At 54.8% G+C, this 16,144-nt stretch carries 19 protein-coding genes; 15 read left to right on the top strand and 4 right to left on the bottom strand.

The window, feature by feature from the left end:
- Positions 1-5: 5 nt before the first annotated feature.
- Together ABIE29_RS21140 and aaeR are read right to left on the bottom strand one after the other, a co-directional pair.
- Positions 6-908 (bottom strand): acetamidase/formamidase family protein, encoded by a 903-nt coding sequence (locus ABIE29_RS21140; protein ID WP_429621021.1) that lies wholly within the window; start codon positions 906-908, stop codon positions 6-8.
- Between the two features lie 399 nt (positions 909-1,307).
- Positions 1,308-2,219, bottom strand: a complete 912-nt coding sequence (gene aaeR / locus ABIE29_RS21135; RefSeq protein WP_024483740.1) for an HTH-type transcriptional activator AaeR — start codon at positions 2,217-2,219, stop codon at positions 1,308-1,310.
- A gap of 327 nt (positions 2,220-2,546) precedes the next feature.
- On the opposite strand from aaeR, the gene aaeX reads away from it, so the two are divergent.
- From aaeX to ABIE29_RS21110, 5 genes are all read left to right on the top strand, one after another.
- Positions 2,547-2,750: a p-hydroxybenzoic acid efflux pump operon protein AaeX gene (aaeX, locus tag ABIE29_RS21130; RefSeq protein WP_021180732.1), complete on the top strand. Its 204-nt coding sequence runs from the start codon at positions 2,547-2,549 to the stop codon at positions 2,748-2,750.
- A 7-nt stretch (positions 2,751-2,757) separates the two neighbouring features.
- Entirely contained in the window at positions 2,758-3,693 is a 936-nt protein-coding gene (gene aaeA / locus ABIE29_RS21125; RefSeq protein ID WP_429621018.1) for a p-hydroxybenzoic acid efflux pump subunit AaeA, read from the top strand.
- Entirely contained in the window at positions 3,693-5,660 is a 1,968-nt protein-coding gene (gene aaeB / locus ABIE29_RS21120; RefSeq protein WP_429621016.1) for a p-hydroxybenzoic acid efflux pump subunit AaeB, read from the top strand. The genes aaeA and aaeB overlap by 1 nt, the downstream gene beginning before the upstream one ends.
- A 206-nt stretch (positions 5,661-5,866) precedes the next feature.
- A complete protein-coding gene (locus tag ABIE29_RS21115; RefSeq protein WP_429621014.1) occupies positions 5,867-6,316 on the top strand; it encodes a ribonuclease in 450 nt (149 codons plus the stop codon).
- Between the two features lie 4 nt (positions 6,317-6,320).
- Entirely contained in the window at positions 6,321-6,623 is a 303-nt protein-coding gene (locus ABIE29_RS21110; RefSeq protein ID WP_429621012.1) for a barstar family protein, read from the top strand.
- A gap of 33 nt (positions 6,624-6,656) precedes the next feature.
- On the opposite strand, the gene yjgA is transcribed toward ABIE29_RS21110, so the two are convergent.
- Positions 6,657-7,205: a ribosome biogenesis factor YjgA gene (gene yjgA, locus ABIE29_RS21105; protein WP_429621010.1), complete on the bottom strand. Its 549-nt coding sequence runs from the start codon at positions 7,203-7,205 to the stop codon at positions 6,657-6,659.
- A gap of 201 nt (positions 7,206-7,406) precedes the next feature.
- Here yjgA and pmbA point away from each other — a divergent pair, with 201 nt between their 5' ends.
- Both pmbA and cybC read left to right on the top strand, forming a co-directional pair.
- Complete coding sequence (gene pmbA / locus ABIE29_RS21100) at positions 7,407-8,747, top strand: metalloprotease PmbA (protein ID WP_021180725.1); 1,341 nt, start codon at positions 7,407-7,409, stop codon at positions 8,745-8,747.
- 285 nt (positions 8,748-9,032) lie between these two features.
- Positions 9,033-9,419, top strand: a complete 387-nt coding sequence (gene cybC / locus ABIE29_RS21095; protein WP_429621007.1) for a cytochrome b562 — start codon at positions 9,033-9,035, stop codon at positions 9,417-9,419.
- A gap of 66 nt (positions 9,420-9,485) precedes the next feature.
- Here the strand turns inward: cybC and rnk are convergent, their stop codons facing one another.
- On the bottom strand, positions 9,486-9,896 hold the full coding sequence (gene rnk / locus ABIE29_RS21090) for a nucleoside diphosphate kinase regulator (RefSeq protein WP_021180723.1): 411 nt from the start codon (positions 9,894-9,896) through the stop codon (positions 9,486-9,488).
- Positions 9,897-10,363: 467 nt separating this feature from the next.
- On the opposite strand from rnk, the gene ABIE29_RS21085 reads away from it, so the two are divergent.
- From ABIE29_RS21085 to dagF, 8 genes are all read left to right on the top strand, one after another.
- Positions 10,364-10,666 (top strand): glycine dehydrogenase, encoded by a 303-nt coding sequence (locus tag ABIE29_RS21085; RefSeq protein WP_370572534.1) that lies wholly within the window; start codon positions 10,364-10,366, stop codon positions 10,664-10,666.
- Positions 10,667-10,703: 37 nt separating this feature from the next.
- Positions 10,704-11,069, top strand: a complete 366-nt coding sequence (locus tag ABIE29_RS21080; RefSeq protein ID WP_021180720.1) for a glycine-rich SFCGS family protein — start codon at positions 10,704-10,706, stop codon at positions 11,067-11,069.
- On the top strand, positions 11,069-11,365 hold the full coding sequence (locus ABIE29_RS21075) for a DUF4312 family protein (protein ID WP_429621005.1): 297 nt from the start codon (positions 11,069-11,071) through the stop codon (positions 11,363-11,365). The genes ABIE29_RS21080 and ABIE29_RS21075 overlap by 1 nt, the downstream gene beginning before the upstream one ends.
- An 85-nt stretch (positions 11,366-11,450) precedes the next feature.
- Entirely contained in the window at positions 11,451-12,227 is a 777-nt protein-coding gene (locus tag ABIE29_RS21070) for a DUF4311 domain-containing protein (protein WP_021180718.1), read from the top strand.
- 11 nt (positions 12,228-12,238) lie between these two features.
- Complete coding sequence (locus ABIE29_RS21065) at positions 12,239-12,889, top strand: DUF4310 family protein (RefSeq protein ID WP_024483730.1); 651 nt, start codon at positions 12,239-12,241, stop codon at positions 12,887-12,889.
- Positions 12,890-12,943: 54 nt separating this feature from the next.
- Complete coding sequence (locus ABIE29_RS21060) at positions 12,944-14,083, top strand: amidohydrolase/deacetylase family metallohydrolase (protein ID WP_429621003.1); 1,140 nt, start codon at positions 12,944-12,946, stop codon at positions 14,081-14,083.
- On the top strand, positions 14,067-15,185 hold the full coding sequence (locus ABIE29_RS21055) for a DgaE family pyridoxal phosphate-dependent ammonia lyase (protein ID WP_429621000.1): 1,119 nt from the start codon (positions 14,067-14,069) through the stop codon (positions 15,183-15,185). Before ABIE29_RS21060 ends, ABIE29_RS21055 begins: the two co-directional genes overlap by 17 nt.
- On the top strand, positions 15,182-15,922 hold the full coding sequence (gene dagF, locus ABIE29_RS21050; protein WP_429620998.1) for a 2-dehydro-3-deoxy-phosphogluconate aldolase: 741 nt from the start codon (positions 15,182-15,184) through the stop codon (positions 15,920-15,922). Before ABIE29_RS21055 ends, dagF begins: the two co-directional genes overlap by 4 nt.
- The last annotated feature ends 222 nt before the right edge of the window (positions 15,923-16,144 follow it).

Raw genomic sequence — 16,144 nt, 5'->3', positions numbered from 1 at the left:
TACCCCTAATCCAGCTGGATGTTTAACTGCTTGGCAACGCTGCGCGGCAGCGCGAAACGGCAGGTTTTCAGCGGATCGACCACCTGACAGATTTGCAGATCGCCGGTGATGCTCAGCAGGTTGATGGCGTCGGCCAGCGAGACCCGGCTATAGTCCGCCACGAAGTGCGCCATATTGCGCGTTGCCAATTCGGCAGCTTCGTCCAGCGTTTTGGCGGATGCCAGGGTATAGAGCGTATCGGTGGTGCTCATCATCGGGGTTGGCAGCGCGCGGTTTTTAACTACCGTCAGGTTCACCACCACTTCGCCGGGAATTTCCAGCCCGCATACCGAGACTTCACCATCGCCCATCGCGGCATGCAGATCGCCGAGCGCAAACAGCGCGCCGGGAACGTTAACCGGCAGCCACAGCGTGCAGCCTTCGGTGATGATTTTGCAGTCCATGTTGCCGCCGTGGGCATCTGGTGTACCGCAGGAGACCGGCTCTTCGGCTGGGGCGACGCCAATTACGCCGATCATCGGCTTTAACGGCCAGCGAACGCCGCCAGGCAACAGTGCGAAGCCGTCTTCCAGCGGCACGGTGCGGATCTGTGGCTGTTGCAGCTCATCGCCAATGACGCCCAGGCCCGGAGCGGTGACCATCACTGCCTGATGGCTGGTTGGGGTAATACGTTTAATTTCTACCCGTAACACATCGCCGGGGTTCGCATCCTGCACGTAAACCGGCCCGGTAGCCGGGTTGATACGGCTCCAGTCCAGTTCGGTGAAGGCGGCCAGTTCGGAGGCGATTTGATCTTCGAAGCAGTCACAGGTTTCAAAACAAACGTCGCTGCCGCTGGCAACGGTAGCCACAGGGGCGTTATCGCGCGACATGGCATATACCACGTGCGTACGTGAGATCTTTTCCATGGTGATTCCTATAATGAATAATGAAGCCGAGTTTTTATTATTTATGGCGGTAATGGTAATTTGGCGATACAGCGCCAATCATCAATAAATCACACCCACCGGGGCGGAAGCAAGCACCAGAAAACAGCGGCAGAATGGGCATTTCTGTCAAATTGGCAGGATATGCTTAAAATAATTGTCACGACGGTTTAATACCTTTAACTATGGCGGAGATTTCCGCATAACCGATCGGGAAGTGAGAAAAAATACAGCAGAGTCACCAGCAGAGAATCAACATCATCTGAAAGCAAATGCTTTCGATAATTAACCTGAATAAAATGAGTAACGGGTTTTATAGCTTTAAACGCTATATATGAGAGCGATCCCCCTGGATGACCCCCCAGGGGTAAAAGGGGAGCCTCAGCGATAGCCCTGATACACTTCCGCCACGCGTTTAAAGTACTCCGTCAGGTAATTGATACACACCTGTACCTTGAGCGGCAGCTTGTCCTTCTCGGTGTACAGTGCGTAAACCGGGCGGGGTTCTGAATGGTAGCGCTTGAACAGGATCTCAATCTCGCCGCGTTTGATCTCTTCGATTACCCACATCAGTGGCGCATAGGCAATCCCGGCCCCGGCCTTGAGCCAACGGATCATGGTTTGTGAATCGTTGGTCACGAAGCGCCCCTGTGGGGAAATGCGCGTGCTGATGCCTTCGGGAGCCATCAGTTCAAACTCACTGTCGGGCCGTACGCTGTATTCCAACCAGGAAAAATTCACCATATCCGCCGGTTTTTGCGGTGTGCCATGTTGAGTCAGGTAGCTTTTGGCGGCGCAGACCACCATCGGCATCGAGCCCAGGCGTTTGGAAAACAGGCTGGAGTCCTGCAGTTCGCCAGTGCGGATCACCACGTCCAGGCCATCGGCAATCAGATCCGGGGCGGGAATGCCGGTGACCAGATTAACCGTCAAGCCAGGGTATTCTTGCAGCATGTCGGCGGTCATGGTCGCCAGGACGTTTTGCGCCATGGTGGAGGAACTGCCGATACGCAGCGTGCCGATGGGCGTATTGTTCAGCGCATAAAGCTGCTCATGGACCTCGGCGGCTTCCTGCAGCATGCGGCGACAGCCTTGATAGTAGATTTTACCGGCTTCGGTCAGGCCGATACTGCGCGTGCTGCGGTTAAGCAGCTTCACCTGTAGATCATTTTCCAGTTTGGACACTGTCTGGCTGATGGATGAAACGCTCATGTCGAGCTGGCGTGCCGCCGCGGTAAATGACCCACATTCAACGACTTTGGCAAACACGGACATCCGTTTTAGTCTTTCCATTGTTCACTCTGGCTTAAAAGTGATTTAGATCACAGATTATAGATGAGTTGATAGTAAGCAGGCTAATATAACGCGTCGGGTGTAAAGATCTTCTGAACGCTTGAGCGTGGTCAGCTATGTCGCGGTATACTGCCGTGGTCGCACGATCCCTCCGGTTATCCATACATTCCCTCTCGCGGAAGCCTGCTGTTAGCTTAACCCTTTTTCAGGTTTTTGACCTGGTCCACTACCAGATCGTAACGTTTGGCGTCCGTGCGCTAGAATGTAAATGGAATGTGAAATCAGCAGGGAAAACCCCCGGTGTAGTAAACAATTAAGGATAAAGTGATGAGTTTGCTTCCGGTTATGGTCATTTTTGGACTGTCGTTCCCGCCGGTATTTTTTGAGCTGTTAGCGTCGTTGGCCCTGTTCTTCGTCATACGCCGCCTGTTGCAGCCGACCGGGATTTACGATTTTGTCTGGCATCCGGCGTTGTTCAATACCGCGCTGTATTGCTGTTTGTTTTACCTGATTTCGTGTCTTTTCGTTTGAGGCTGCTGTGAAAACTCTGTCATTAAAAATACTCCGCATCGCCATCACCTTGCTGCTGGTCCTGTTGGCGGCCATCGCCGTGTTCAAAGCCTGGGCGTTTTACACTCAATCACCGTGGACGCGTGATGCCAAATTCACCGCCGACGTGGTGGCGATTGCTCCAGATGTCAGCGGTTTGCTGACCGACGTGCCGATCGCCGACAACCAACTGGTGAAACAGGGCCAGATCCTGATGGTGATCGACCAGCCACGTTACCAACAGGCACTGGCCGAAGCCAACGCCGATGTGGCCTATTATCAGACGCTGGCGGCCGAGAAGAAGCGTGAAGCGGGCCGCCGAGTGCGCTTGGGGATCCAGGCGATGTCACAAGAAGAGATCGACCAATCCAATAACGTGCTGCAAACCGTGCAGCATCAGTTGGCCAAGGCGATCGCCGTGCGCGATCTGGCGCAGCTGGATCTGGAACGGACCACGGTGCGTGCGCCAGCAGACGGTTGGGTCACCAACCTGAACGTCCACACGGGGGAATTTATTACCCGTGGCTCTACGGCGGTGGCGTTGGTGAAGAAAAACAGCTTCTATATCATCGCCTATCTGGAGGAAACCAAGCTTGAAGGGTTGGAAAAAGGTGATCGTGCCGAGATCACCCCGTTGGGCAGCAACCGCATCCTGCACGGCACCGTCGATAGCCTGGCTGCGGCGGTGAATAACAGCAGCAGTACCCCAAACAGCAAGGGGCTGGCGTCGATCGACAGCAACCTGGAGTGGGTGCGTCTGGCACAGCGCGTGCCGGTGAAAATCCTGTTGGATGAGAAAGATCAGCAACACTCTTACCCGGCAGGCACCACCGCGACCGTGGTCATTACCGGTAAGAACGATCGTAACGTCGACAGCGGCTCGCCGTTTATCCGGCTGATGCATCGGTTGCGTGAGTTCGGCTAATGAACAGCCCAACCTTTCTGCGGCTGCGGTTTGCCTGCAAGCTCAGCTTTGCGATTGTCTTCGCCCTGTTTGTCGGATTTCACCTCAATCTGGAAACCCCGCGCTGGTCGGTACTGACGGCTGCCATTGTGGCTGCCGGCCCCGCCTTTGCCGCCGGGGGGGAACCTTTCTCTGGCGCGATCCGCTATCGTGGCTGGCTGCGTATTATCGGCACCTTTATCGGCTGTTTTGTCGGTTTGCTGATTATCGTGACCTGTGCGCGAGCGCCGGTGGTGATGCTGATGCTTTGCTGCGCCTGGTTGGGGGTCTGTACCTGGATCTCCTCGCTGGTGAAGGTCGAAAACTCCTACGCCTGGGGTCTGGCGGGTTACACGGCGCTGATTATCATCGTCACTTCCGCTACCACTACCACCTCGCTGCTGGCCGCACCACAGTTCGCCGTAGAGCGCTGTAGCGAGATCGTGCTCGGTATTCTCAGTGCGGTACTGGCCGATCTGCTGTTTTCCCCACGCTCGATCAAACAGGACATCGATCGTGCGGTGGATCAGTTGCTGGTGGGGCAGTACAAACTGATGCAGATGTGTATCAGCGATGCCGGGAAAGAGGACATCGACCGCGCCTGGAGCGATCTGGTAAAAAGCACCACCGCCATCAACGGGATGCGCAGCAACCTGATGCTGGAATCGTCGCGTTGGCAGCGGGTTAACAGCCGCTTGCATGCGTTACATACGCTTTCGCTGACGCTGATCACCCAGGCCTGCGAAACCTATCTGATTTTGCTTAATCATCCGGATGCGGTGAAGGAAAATATCCGCGAACTGCTGATGGTCCCGGCGGAAACCGCGCAGGAGGTGCATAAGCGCCTGAAGCTGGTGCGCCAGGTGTTGGCAATCAACCGTAGCGATGAACTTCTGCCAACGGTTACCGGCTGGGTTGGCGCGGCGACGCGCTATCTGCTGGTAGCAAAGGGCGTGCATACCAACAGCGGCATCAATGCGGTAGAAAACGAGATACTGGCCGGGGAAGTGGTGGTGAAAAGGCCGTCGGCGGAAGGCCACCATGCGATGATTAACGGGCTGCGATCCTGGGCGGCGACCTCAATTGGCTGCCTGTTCTGGCTGTGGACCGGCTGGACGTCTGGCAGCGGCTGTATGGTGATGATCGCCATTGTGACCGCATTGGCGATGCGTACGCCAAATCCAAAAATGATGGCGCTCGACTTCCTGTTGGGCGTGCTGGTGGCGTTGCCGCTTGGTGCGCTGTTTTATATGTTTATTCTGCCGGAAACCCAGCAAAGCATGTTTTTGCTGTGCCTGAGCCTGGGCATCATGTCTTTTATCATCGGTATCGAAGTGCAGAAACGACGCCTAGGATCGCTGGGCACCTTGGCGAGTACGATTAACATCATCGTGCTGAGTAACCCGATGAGTTTCCATGTCTCCTCGTTTATCGACAGCGCCATCGGCCAGATTATCGGCTGCTTTGTGGCGATGATCGTGCTGTTCCTGATCCGTGATACCTCACGTGAACGTACCGGCCGCACGTTGATGAATCAGTTGGTCAGCAGCGCCGTTTCTGCGTTGACCACCAAGGCGGCGCGCCGTAAGGAAAACCATCTGCCCGCGCTCTATCAGCGCCTGAACCAGTTGCTGATGATGTTCCCGAACGACATTGCCAAGTACCGGCTGGCACTCAACCTGATTATTGCCCACCAGCGGATGCAGATGACCGAGATCCCCGCTCGGGAAGAGCTTTCGGTGTTCCACAAGCAGATCCGCAGCACCGCCGATCACGTAGTCACCGCCAAGAACGATGTGAAGCGGGCTTACTACTACGACCGGTTACTCAAAGAGATGAATGAATATCAACAAAAGCTGGTGGATAACCTCGCTCCGCTTAGCGTCACCGGGCCGGTAAAACGCCTGGCCGATATGCTGCATCGCTACCGTCACGCGCTGATTGATTGATATCTTCACCTTCCTGCCAAAGGCTATACTGCATGGTTTACGTCCCCCGGCTACGGGGGCTAAAATGTAGGCAGGAGGGCCTTACTACCCATAATAATTCCGTATCAATTGCGGCTTTTGCTCGGGCGTCAGGCCTTTTGGCAGTGAAATGGTTACATCTTGGTCATCTTTGATTCATTAATTTTTGCTATATATGCAGGGACGGTATGAATAAACGTACGCTTATTGCGATGTTGATTGCTTTGGTGGTGGCGGGTTTCAGTGCGCTGCATGGGGATGGCGATCGGGCTATTACCAACGTTGTAACCCCTGCGGCAGAGAGCATTGAACAACTGACGCAGCAGCAGCGGGTGGTCAGTTATGTGCAACAGCACCAGCGTCTGCCGGACTACTACATCACCAAAAAACAGGCACGTGAGCAGGGTTGGGATGCGCGCGACGGTAATCTGTGCAAGGTATTGCCGGGCAAGGCCATTGGTGGCGACCGTTTTTCCAACCGTGAAGGGCAGTTACCTACCGCCAACAACCGGGTATGGCGCGAAGCGGATATCAACTACCAATGTGGCCGACGCGGTGCCGATCGGCTGTTGTATTCCAGTGACGGTCTGATTTATGTCACGCGCGACCATTATAAGAACTTCATACGGATGGAGTGAGCCGATGGGGAAAATAGAGTTCGATTTTAACCAGATAGCGGACTTACCGACGTTCTATCGCCACTTTGCCGAGCGGTTTGCACTGGGGGAAGAATTTGGCGCCAACCTGGACGCGTTGTGGGATGTCGTGACCGGCGACATCAGCCTGCCGGTCGAGATTGAATTTCTCAATCTCAACGCCCGCAGCAAACGCCGCTTTGGTGCCATTATTCTGTTGTTTGAAGAAGCGGAGGAAGAGCTGGAGGGCAACCTGCGGTTCAATATCCGTGAAACGAGCAGCAGCGCAGCGATGCATCAGCGGGGATGAACGGGGTCCATCCCGCTGCGATGCCGCTGACGATCACTGCTGTGCCTCGGCCAGGTCTCGCAAGTACTGGAAGATTTGGCGGAATGATTTTGGCGGCTTGTTAGCGGCCTGCTCTTTCTGCGCGTTACGTATCAGGGCGCGCAGTTGCTGGCGATCGGCCTCTGGATACAGATCCAGCACGGATGGGATCGCGTCATCACCTTCGGCTACCAGGCGATCGCGCAGTGCTTCCAGCTTGTGGAACAGCGAAACCTGTTGGTTATGGCGGTTCTTCAGCTTGTCGAGCGCGGTCTGGATCGGTTCGACATCGCGAGCACGCAGCATTTTGCCGATCAGTTGGATCTGGCGGCGGCGACCTTCTTTCTTGATCTTCTGCGCCAGTTCGATGGCGGCACGCAGATCTTCATCCAGCGGGATGCGCTCCAACGCGTTTTTACCCAGTTCAACCAGTTCGGTTCCCAGGTCTTTCAGCGCTTCGGCATCACGTTTGATTTCACTTTTACTGACCCAGATAATCTCGTCATCGTCCTCGTTTTCGTTCTCCGGGACTTCGTCGAGCCAGTCTTCAGGCTGTTTGTTCATGGTAGGCTCCGTTAAAAAGAGGCTAATCCTAACAGGTTGCCGGCTTTATGCGAAATTCCGCGCAGTTCCTGTTAGACTCAAAAGTACATCGGGCTGTGGCCAGCGGGCGCAGCCTGAAATTATTTTGGCGCGTTATTGCGCGCAAAACCATGCCGACACGGCACTTTTCTCAACGATTTTCTGATTAAGTATGGCCGATCGATGAAAGTAGTCACCCAAGTTGCAGAGCAGCGCAAAGCGCTGGAACACGCCGTTTCACAGGCGCTGGAGCTGGCGCGCGCCGGTTCCGATGCGGCAGAAGTTGCCGTGAGCAAAACCACCGGTATCAGCGTCAGCACTCGCTTTGGCGAAGTGGAGAACGTCGAATTCAACAGCGACGGTGCGTTAGGCATTACCGTCTATTATCAGAACCGCAAAGGCAGCGCCTCTTCCACCGATCTTAATCCGGATGCCATTGCCCGCACCGTGCAGGCGGCGCTGGATATCGCTCGTTACACTTCACCAGATCCTCATGCTGGCCCGGCGGAAAAAGATCTGCTGGCGTTTGACGCGCCGGATCTGGACCTGTTTCACCCCACCGAGCTGGATGCCGAACGCGGTATCGAGTTGGCAGCCCGTGCCGAGCAGGCTTCGCTGGCGGCTGACAAGCGTATTACCAATACCGAGGGCGGCAGCTTCAACAGCCATTACGGTATCAAGGTCTTCGGCAACAGCCACGGTATGCTGCAAAGCTACTGCTCCAGCCGCCACTCGCTCTCCAGCTGTGTGATCGCCGAGCATGATGGCGATATGGAGCGGGATTACGCCTACACCATTGGCCGGGCGATGAATGATATGGCCAGCCCTGAGTGGGTCGGCCAGGAATGCGCCCGCCGCACGCTGGCACGCCTCTCCCCACGCAAGCTGTCAACCATGAAAGCGCCGGTGCTGTTCGCTTCAGAAGTGGCAACCGGTCTGTTTGGTCACCTGGTTGGCGCTATCAGCGGCAGCAGCGTCTATCGCAAGTCTACTTTCCTGCTCGATTCGTTGGGTAAACAGATCCTGCCGGAGTGGATGACCATTGAAGAGCATCCGCACTTGCTGAAAGGGCTGGCGTCCACGCCGTTCGACAGTGAAGGCGTACGTACCCAGCGCCGCGACATCGTCAAAGACGGCGTGCTGGAAACCTGGCTGCTGACCAGCTACGCGGCGCGTAAACTGGGGCTGCATAGCACCGGCCACGCGGGCGGGATCCATAACTGGCGCATTGCCGGTCAGGGTGATGATTTTGCGGGCATGCTCAAACAGTTGGGCACCGGTCTGGTGGTCACCGAACTGATGGGGCAGGGTGTCAGCGGTATTACCGGCGATTATTCACGCGGGGCTTCGGGCTTCTGGGTAGAAAACGGTGAGATCCAGTATCCGGTCAGCGAGATCACCATTGCCGGCAACCTGAAGGATATGTTGCGCAATATCGTCAGCATCGGCAGCGATATCGAGCTACGTAGCAATATCCAGTGCGGTTCCGTGTTGCTGCCGGAAATGAAGATCGCAGGGCAGTAATCCCCCCTCACTCCAACCCTCTCCCATAGGGAGAGGGAGCTGTCCAGAGTACGTGGTTGGTCCGTACTGCTTCGGAAAGTCGGGAGTAAGAACAAAGAAAGCAAGGTATTACGCAGAGCAATCAACGAACTCGATTGGTTCCCTCTCCCTTTGGTAGAGGGTGAGGGCTGATATGCTCCTCCCAACTCCCCGCTTCAACCTTCCTTACAAATATCAGGTATCGGTTTTACCGTTCCATGCTTATGTTTATAACGGGTTAACTAAAACAATAACTGGAAGGTGAGCATGAAGAAGACATTGAAAGTGTTGGCGGCACTGACGCTGCTGGGAGCCAGTTCATGGGCGATGGCGGCCGATCTGGACGATGATATGGATACCTTGGCCGCCAATTACAAAACCGTACTAAACACCGATTCTACCGACACCTTCAAGCAGAGCCTGCAGAATATGCGCGCTGCGGCTACGGATGCCCAGAAAGGCACTCCGCCGAAGTTGGAAAGCAAAGCGCCGGACAGCCCGGAGATGAAGGAATTTCGTCAAGGGTTGGCGACGCTGATCGGGCAGATCGATCAGTCAATGGCGCTGGCGAATCAGGGCAAACTGGAGGACGCGCGTAAAGTGGCGCAGGGCTTCAAGCAAACCCGCGATGCCAATCACAAGAAATTTCGTTAAGCGTACTAAGGCAATCAATGTAGCCTTGATAAACAGGGCGGCTGAATGGCCGCCCGGAAACCTGACTTAGCGGTGATACTCGCCCGCAGCCTCAGGTTGATACAGCAATTCCAGCACTTCAATGCGGGCTTCTTCGCCGTTTGGCAACTGCCAATTGATCTGTTTACCCACGTGCATTCCCAGCAGAGCTGCACCCAGCGGTGCCATCACCGACAGCTGTTCAGCGCTGTCTTTGAGCGAGGCAGGGTAAACCAGCGTGCGCACATGCTCTTCTGAGGTATGCAGATCGCGAAAGCGTACGCGGCTGTTCATGGTGACAACGTGTGCAGGGATCTGCGATGCCGGCACGATGTCAGCGCGATCCAGTTCAGCGTTCAGCGCGGCGGCGACGTCAGTATTGGCAAAGGCTGGCTGTGCCAGTAGCGCATCCAGGCGTTCCGCATCCAGCTCATTAATGGTAATGGTTGGTTTGGTCATTCCACTCTCCAGTCCAATCAAAGGGCGCCCTTTCTGCGCCATAAATTCGGAAAACAACACAAAAGCAACACCCCCGCACCTTTGGGAGCGGGGGTGTGAAAAATGTCGGTTTGTCCTATTGATAGTAGGCTGTTAGGACAGGAAAAGAAAGAGATCTCGATCACGAAGTTTTTTGCGCCTCAACGCCAACTGGCAACTCTGCGTTGCAAACTCTTTTTGCAATCTCATTTACTTAGCGTAGAACCTCCCTGTTTTGCGAAATGGATCCCTTGGCGTCACTTAATTTCCAGTTCGAACTGGAAAAAAACGCGCTACACAAGCAATGTCCCAAAGGTTAGGGTAAAGACATCAAAGAAAGCGGGTAAAGGTAAAGCGCTTTACCGTTAACGGATAAATAGCTGGGATCCAGAGGTGACTGCAAAGTGAATGACGGAACTGCTTCGGTAAGTAACAGGGAACAGACTGATATCAGTGAGGCCGCAGCGATTACCACTCAACTGCTGGCCGATATTACCGCCATGTTGGGTGAAGAGAATATTTATACCAATGCGGTGCAACAACAAATGTTGGAGTCCCATATCCGCGCGATGGTGTTGCGCTCAATAACGGGTGAACCCTTGCCGGAAGTTGATAAATCACTGTTTGATGAAATTTCTGCCGGATCGATGCAACTGGCAGAGCGAGTGGTAAATAAGTTTGCCACGTTACCGATTGAAGAGGCGTATCTGCTTTCGGTTCATTTTGAAGTGGCTAAAGATAACGACCAATAACGTTTAATTCATTAAAATTATTCAGGAGAAAAAACCCATGGGACAAATAACCGTAGTGATTGGCGATCGGCTGGGTAAAGGCCAGAAAGTAGGTCAAGGCGTTGAAAATGCCGGTGCCAAGGTGATTGTGATCCCTGGCATGGCGGCGGATATGAAGCTGGGTGACGTGATGAAAGCAGAAAATGCGCAACTGGGCATTTCCTTCTGTGGCAGCGGTGGCGCTGGGGCGATCACTGCACAAACCAAATACGGTTATAAATCCAGATATGGTATGCGTTCTATCGAAGAAGGCGTGACGGCAATTAACGAAGGCTGCAATGTATTAGGCTTTGGCTTTATGGATAAAGAAGAGTTAGGCCAGCGGCTAGTGGAAGCGTATGTCAAAAAATACGGCAATCCTTAATGAAAGAGACTTATACCACCTCGGTTAACGTGGAGGGCAAAGGTGATAGTAAAGCTAAAGCCTTTGCCAGTGCATTAGCGAATGTACAGGGCGTGATTTTAAAATCCACCAATAATGTTCTGCTGCGTATTGAACCGCAGGACGTCAAAATATTAAAGGCGGAAGAGAGAACCACCAAAGAAAAATTTCTATTCTTCTTCCTGGCGCGTGAAAGAAAAAGCTATGCCGTTTCATTGGAAATAACCGTGAACGTGACGATCATCAATACCGAAAAGGTGGTCTTCACCCAGAAATAAAAACGTTATATCCGTCGTATTTCAAGCCACAGCGCTATGGCTGCGTCTTGGGATCCACTGGGCATGACATAAGAAGGATATTCTGATGTTTTTAATCATCTTATTTAAGTCGATTATTATCGGCGGGCTGGTTGGCGTCGGTGTAGGGGCCGGTGCCGCACGTATGTTCCACGCTCCGACGACACAGGGTATGGGAGCATTCCGTACCTTGGGTGAGTTGAATTCCTGCGAAGGCGATCCGGCTTCTCATTTCTCATTTGGTCTGGGCTTTTTCTTCAACGCCTGGGCGTCTTCTGTGGCGGCGGGGGCCTTCACGCAGGACGTTGATCATCGCATCATTCCTAACTGGGGCGCGGCAGCCCTGATGATCAAAAACCGCAATGTTGCAGAAACGATGCACGATCCAAAAAAGATGGCCATCGCTTGCGGCATCATCGGCATTCTGGTGGTGGCGTTTCTTAATACCACCGCCTCGGCAGTGCCTGCGGCCTTGCAGGTCACGGCCATCAAAGTGCTGGTTCCGGCGGCCAACCTGCTGGTGAACACCGTCATGCCGGTGATCTTCTGGCTGGCGGCGATCGAAGCGGGCAAACGTTCTGGCTTCTGGGGCACCATCTTCGGTGGTCTGGCACAGCTGATTATGGGTAACGCCGTACCGGGTCTGGTGCTGGGTATCCTGATTGGCAAGGGCGTTGAAGAAAGCGGCTGGAACAAAGTCACCAAAATCATGATGGTGGCGATTGTGCTGCTGTTCGTGCTGAGCGGCTTCTTCCGTGGCTTTGATATGAAAGTTCTCGAATCCTTCAGCCTGGGCGTGCCTGGCTGGCTGGATGCCATTCATAACACCCTGAGCGGAAAATAAGGAGCTGAATGATGGAAGCACAAGCAGACAAAGGCTTCTGGTATGCCGACTGGTCGTTCCCGATTTTTGTTGGCCTGCTCTCGTCCGGCGTGTTCGCCGGGACACACATGTATTACCTGTATGGCATAGGCGCGTTTAACGAAGTGGCTTTCGTTTCCATGCTGCGTGCCGGGATGGACACCGGGGTTTACGGTGCGGTGGCGGCGTTCGGTGCCAGCTTCCTGTTTGCCCGTATTATCGAAGGTTCTCTGGTAGGGATCCTGGATATTGGCGGGGCGATCCAGACCGGGGTTGGTCTTGGTGTTCCTGCGCTGTTGTTGGGGGCGGGGATTGTTTTCCCGGTAGCCAACTTTGCCGCTTCGCTGGTGACTGGCCTGGTCATTGGCCTGGCGATTGGTTACCTGATTATCCTGGCGCGTAAATTTACCATCAATCAGAGCAACTCCACCTACGGGGCGGACGTGATGATGGGGGCTGGTAACTCTTCCGGGCGTTTCCTTGGGCCGTTGATCATCCTGTCTGCCATGGCTGCTTCGATCCCGATCGGCCTGGGTTCCCTACTGGGTGCGCTGCTGTTCTATATCTGGGGCAAGCCGATCACCGGCGGCGCGATCCTGGGGGCCATGATCTTGGGAGCGTTCTTCCCGGTAGCCATTTCTTAATCAAGTCCCAAACCCTGGGTCAACCGCCCAGGGTTTGGCAAGGAGTAGCGAAGCATGTATGACCTAATCATCCGGCGCGCCAGGCTGGTGGACGACACCCTGGCCGATGTGGCTATTGAGGTGGGAAAGATTGCCGTCGTCGGGCAGTTGGCGGCCGATGCCCGTGCCCACAAACAACTGGATCTGGCGGGAAACTACCGCCTGAGCGCTGGCTGGATCGACTCTCACGTACACTGTTATCCCTCTTCACCGATTTATCATGATGACCCGGACCTGGTGGGTGTGAGCAGCGGCGTCACCTCGGTGGTGGATGCTGGCAGCACCGGCACTGACGATATCGATGAATTCTATGCCCTGACGCGCAGCGCCAAAACCAACGTCTTTGCCTTCCTCAATATCTCGCGTATCGGTCTGCTAAGGCAGAATGAACTGGCCGATATGGCGGATATCAATAAGCAGCAGGTCAAGCAGGCCATCGACGGCAAGCCGGGATTTGTCATTGGTATCAAGGCACGTATGAGCAGCAGCGTCGTGGGCCAGAACGGCACCAAACCGTTGGTGTTGGCCAAAGAGATCCAGCAGGAAAACCAGCAACTGCCGCTGATGGTGCATATCGGCAACAACCCGCCGGATCTGGACGAGATCGCCGATCTGCTGACCCAGGGCGACATCATCACTCACTGCTACAACGGCAAACCGAACCGCATTCTGACCCCGGCAGGTACGCTGCGCGAGTCGATCCAACGTGCGTTAAAACGTGGCGTGCTGCTTGATGTGGGCCACGGTTCGGCCAGCTTCAGCTTTGAGGTTGCCCGCCAGGCCATCGCGTTGGGGATCTTCCCACATACCATCAGTTCCGATATCTACTGCCGCAACCGCCTGGCTGGCCCGGTGCATAGCCTGGCGACGGTGATGTCCAAATTCTTTACCGTCGGGCTTTCTCTGGCGCAGGTCATTGGCTGCGTAACGGAAAATGCCGCTGCGGCATTGCGCCTGACTACCAAGGGGCAGCTGAAACCCGGCTTTGATGCCGACCTGACCATTTTTGATCTCCGCCAAGGGCCGCAGGTGTTTGCCGACTCCGAAGGGGAGTCCGTAAATGGCGAACAACTGTTGGTGCCGCTGGCTGCCGTAGTGGCCGGGGAAGTCCTATTAACCGATCAAGGAAAAGCCGCTCATGTCTTCAGTCTATGAAAAATATAACTTAAAGCAGGTGATCAATACTTCTGGCCGCATGACCATTCTCGGCGTTTCTACGCCACGCCAGGAGGTGATTGACTCTGTGGATTACGGCCTGAATCATTACTTTGAAATCAAGGATCTGGTCAACAAGACCGGCGCCTATATTGCTGGCCTGCTGAATGTGGAAGACGCGGTGATTGTTTCCTGCGCTTCTGCCGGTATTGCCCAGTCGGTAGCGGCGGTGATCGTCAAGGATAACGCCAACCTGCTGGTCAACCTGCATTCCGCTACGGTGAACGAGCCGCGTGAGATCGTGTTGCCGCGTGGCCATAACGTCAACTTTGGTGCGCCGGTAGATACCATGGTCGCCCTTGGCGGCGGTAAGGTGGTGGAAGCCGGTTATGCCAACGAATGTTCCCCTGAACAGATTGAAGCCTGCATCACCCCGCAGACCGCGGCCATCCTGTACGTCAAGTCTCACCACTGCGTGCAGAAAAGCATTCTCTCCGTCGAACAGGCGGCCGTGGTGGCGCGTAAGCATAACCTGCCGCTGATCGTCGATGCCGCTGCCGAAGAAGATCTGATGTGTTACTACCAGATGGGTGCCGATCTGGTGATCTACAGCGGTGCCAAGGCTATTGAAGGGCCAACCAGCGGGCTGGTGATCGGCAAGAAGCAATACGTAGAGTGGGTGAAGCAGCAGTCAGGCGGTATTGGCCGGGCGATGAAAGTGGGCAAAGAGGGCATCCTCGGCCTGACGCAGGCTATCGAAAGCTACCTGACGTCGGAGAAAACCACCGGTGCGCAAATGGTAGAGCGCATGACGCCGTTTATCAGCCAACTGAATACCCTGAATGGCATCAGCGCCAAAACCGTCTGGGACAGCGCAGGGCGCGATATTGCCCGCGTTGAAATCACCTTTGATGAAGCGGTGTTGGGGATGTCGACTGTGGAAATCGTCCAGCGGCTGAAAACCGGTGATATCGCCATCTATTTCCGTGGCTACAAGGCCAACGAAGGCAAGATTGAGGTGGATGTCCGCAGCGTGAACGAGCAGCAGTTGATGACCGTCTTTACCTGTATTAAAAATCTGTTTACGGAGAACCAAGCATGAAGCTGAAGCCTAATTACTATAAAGACCGCGTTTGCCTCAACGTGCTGGCTGGCTCAAAAGCCAACGCGCAGGACATCTATAATGCGGCGCAGGGACACGTGCTGGTGGGAGTTCTTTCCAAAAATTATCCTGACGTTGAGAGTGCCGTGGCGGATATGTCGCGTTACGCGCGCCTGATCGAGAACGCGCTTTCCGTGGGTCTGGGAGCAGGCGATCCCAAGCAGTCGAATATGGTCAGCCTGATCTCCGAGCACGTCCAACCGCAGCATGTGAACCAGGTGTTTACCGGCGTCGGTGCCAGCCGTGCATTGCTGAAGCAAAGCCAAACCGTGGTGAACGGCCTGGTCTCCCCGACCGGCCGCGTGGGCTGGGTGAAGATTTCCACCGGGCCGCTGAGCGCTCATGCAGCGGATGGCATCGTGCCAGTAGAGACTGCCATTGCGTTGTTGAAAGATATGGGCGGCAGTTCGATTAAGTATTTCCCGATGGGTGGCCTGAAGCATCAGGACGAATATGAGTACGTGGCAAAAGCCTGTGCCGAGCATGACTTTATGCTGGAGCCGACCGGGGGCATCGATCTGGAAAACTTCGAACCGATCCTTGAGATTGCGTTGAAAGCCGGTGTTAAGCAGGTGATCCCGCATATCTACAGTTCCATCATTGATTCCACCAGTGGCGATACTCGCCCGCAGGATGTCAAAACTCTGCTGGAGATCGCCAAACGGCTGGTGGGGTAAATCCGCGACCCCTCACCCCAACCCTCTCCCACAGGGAGAGGGAGCTGGTACGGAGCTGTGGTTAGGTGTGGTGTAAAGCAGTGGCATGTTCGATTTGATGTGGCGGTTGGGTACTGGAGTTAAGTTTTGGCACGTTCGGTCCCTCTCCCACAGAGAGAGGGGGCTGGTACGGAGTTGTGGTTAGGTGTGGTGTAAAGCAGTGGCATGTTCGATTTGATGTGG

It is taken from the genome of Serratia sp. 2723 (genome assembly GCF_050434425.1).
Taxonomy (GTDB): Bacteria; Pseudomonadota; Gammaproteobacteria; order Enterobacterales; family Enterobacteriaceae; genus Chania.
This window is presented reverse-complemented; position numbering and strand designations above follow the sequence as displayed.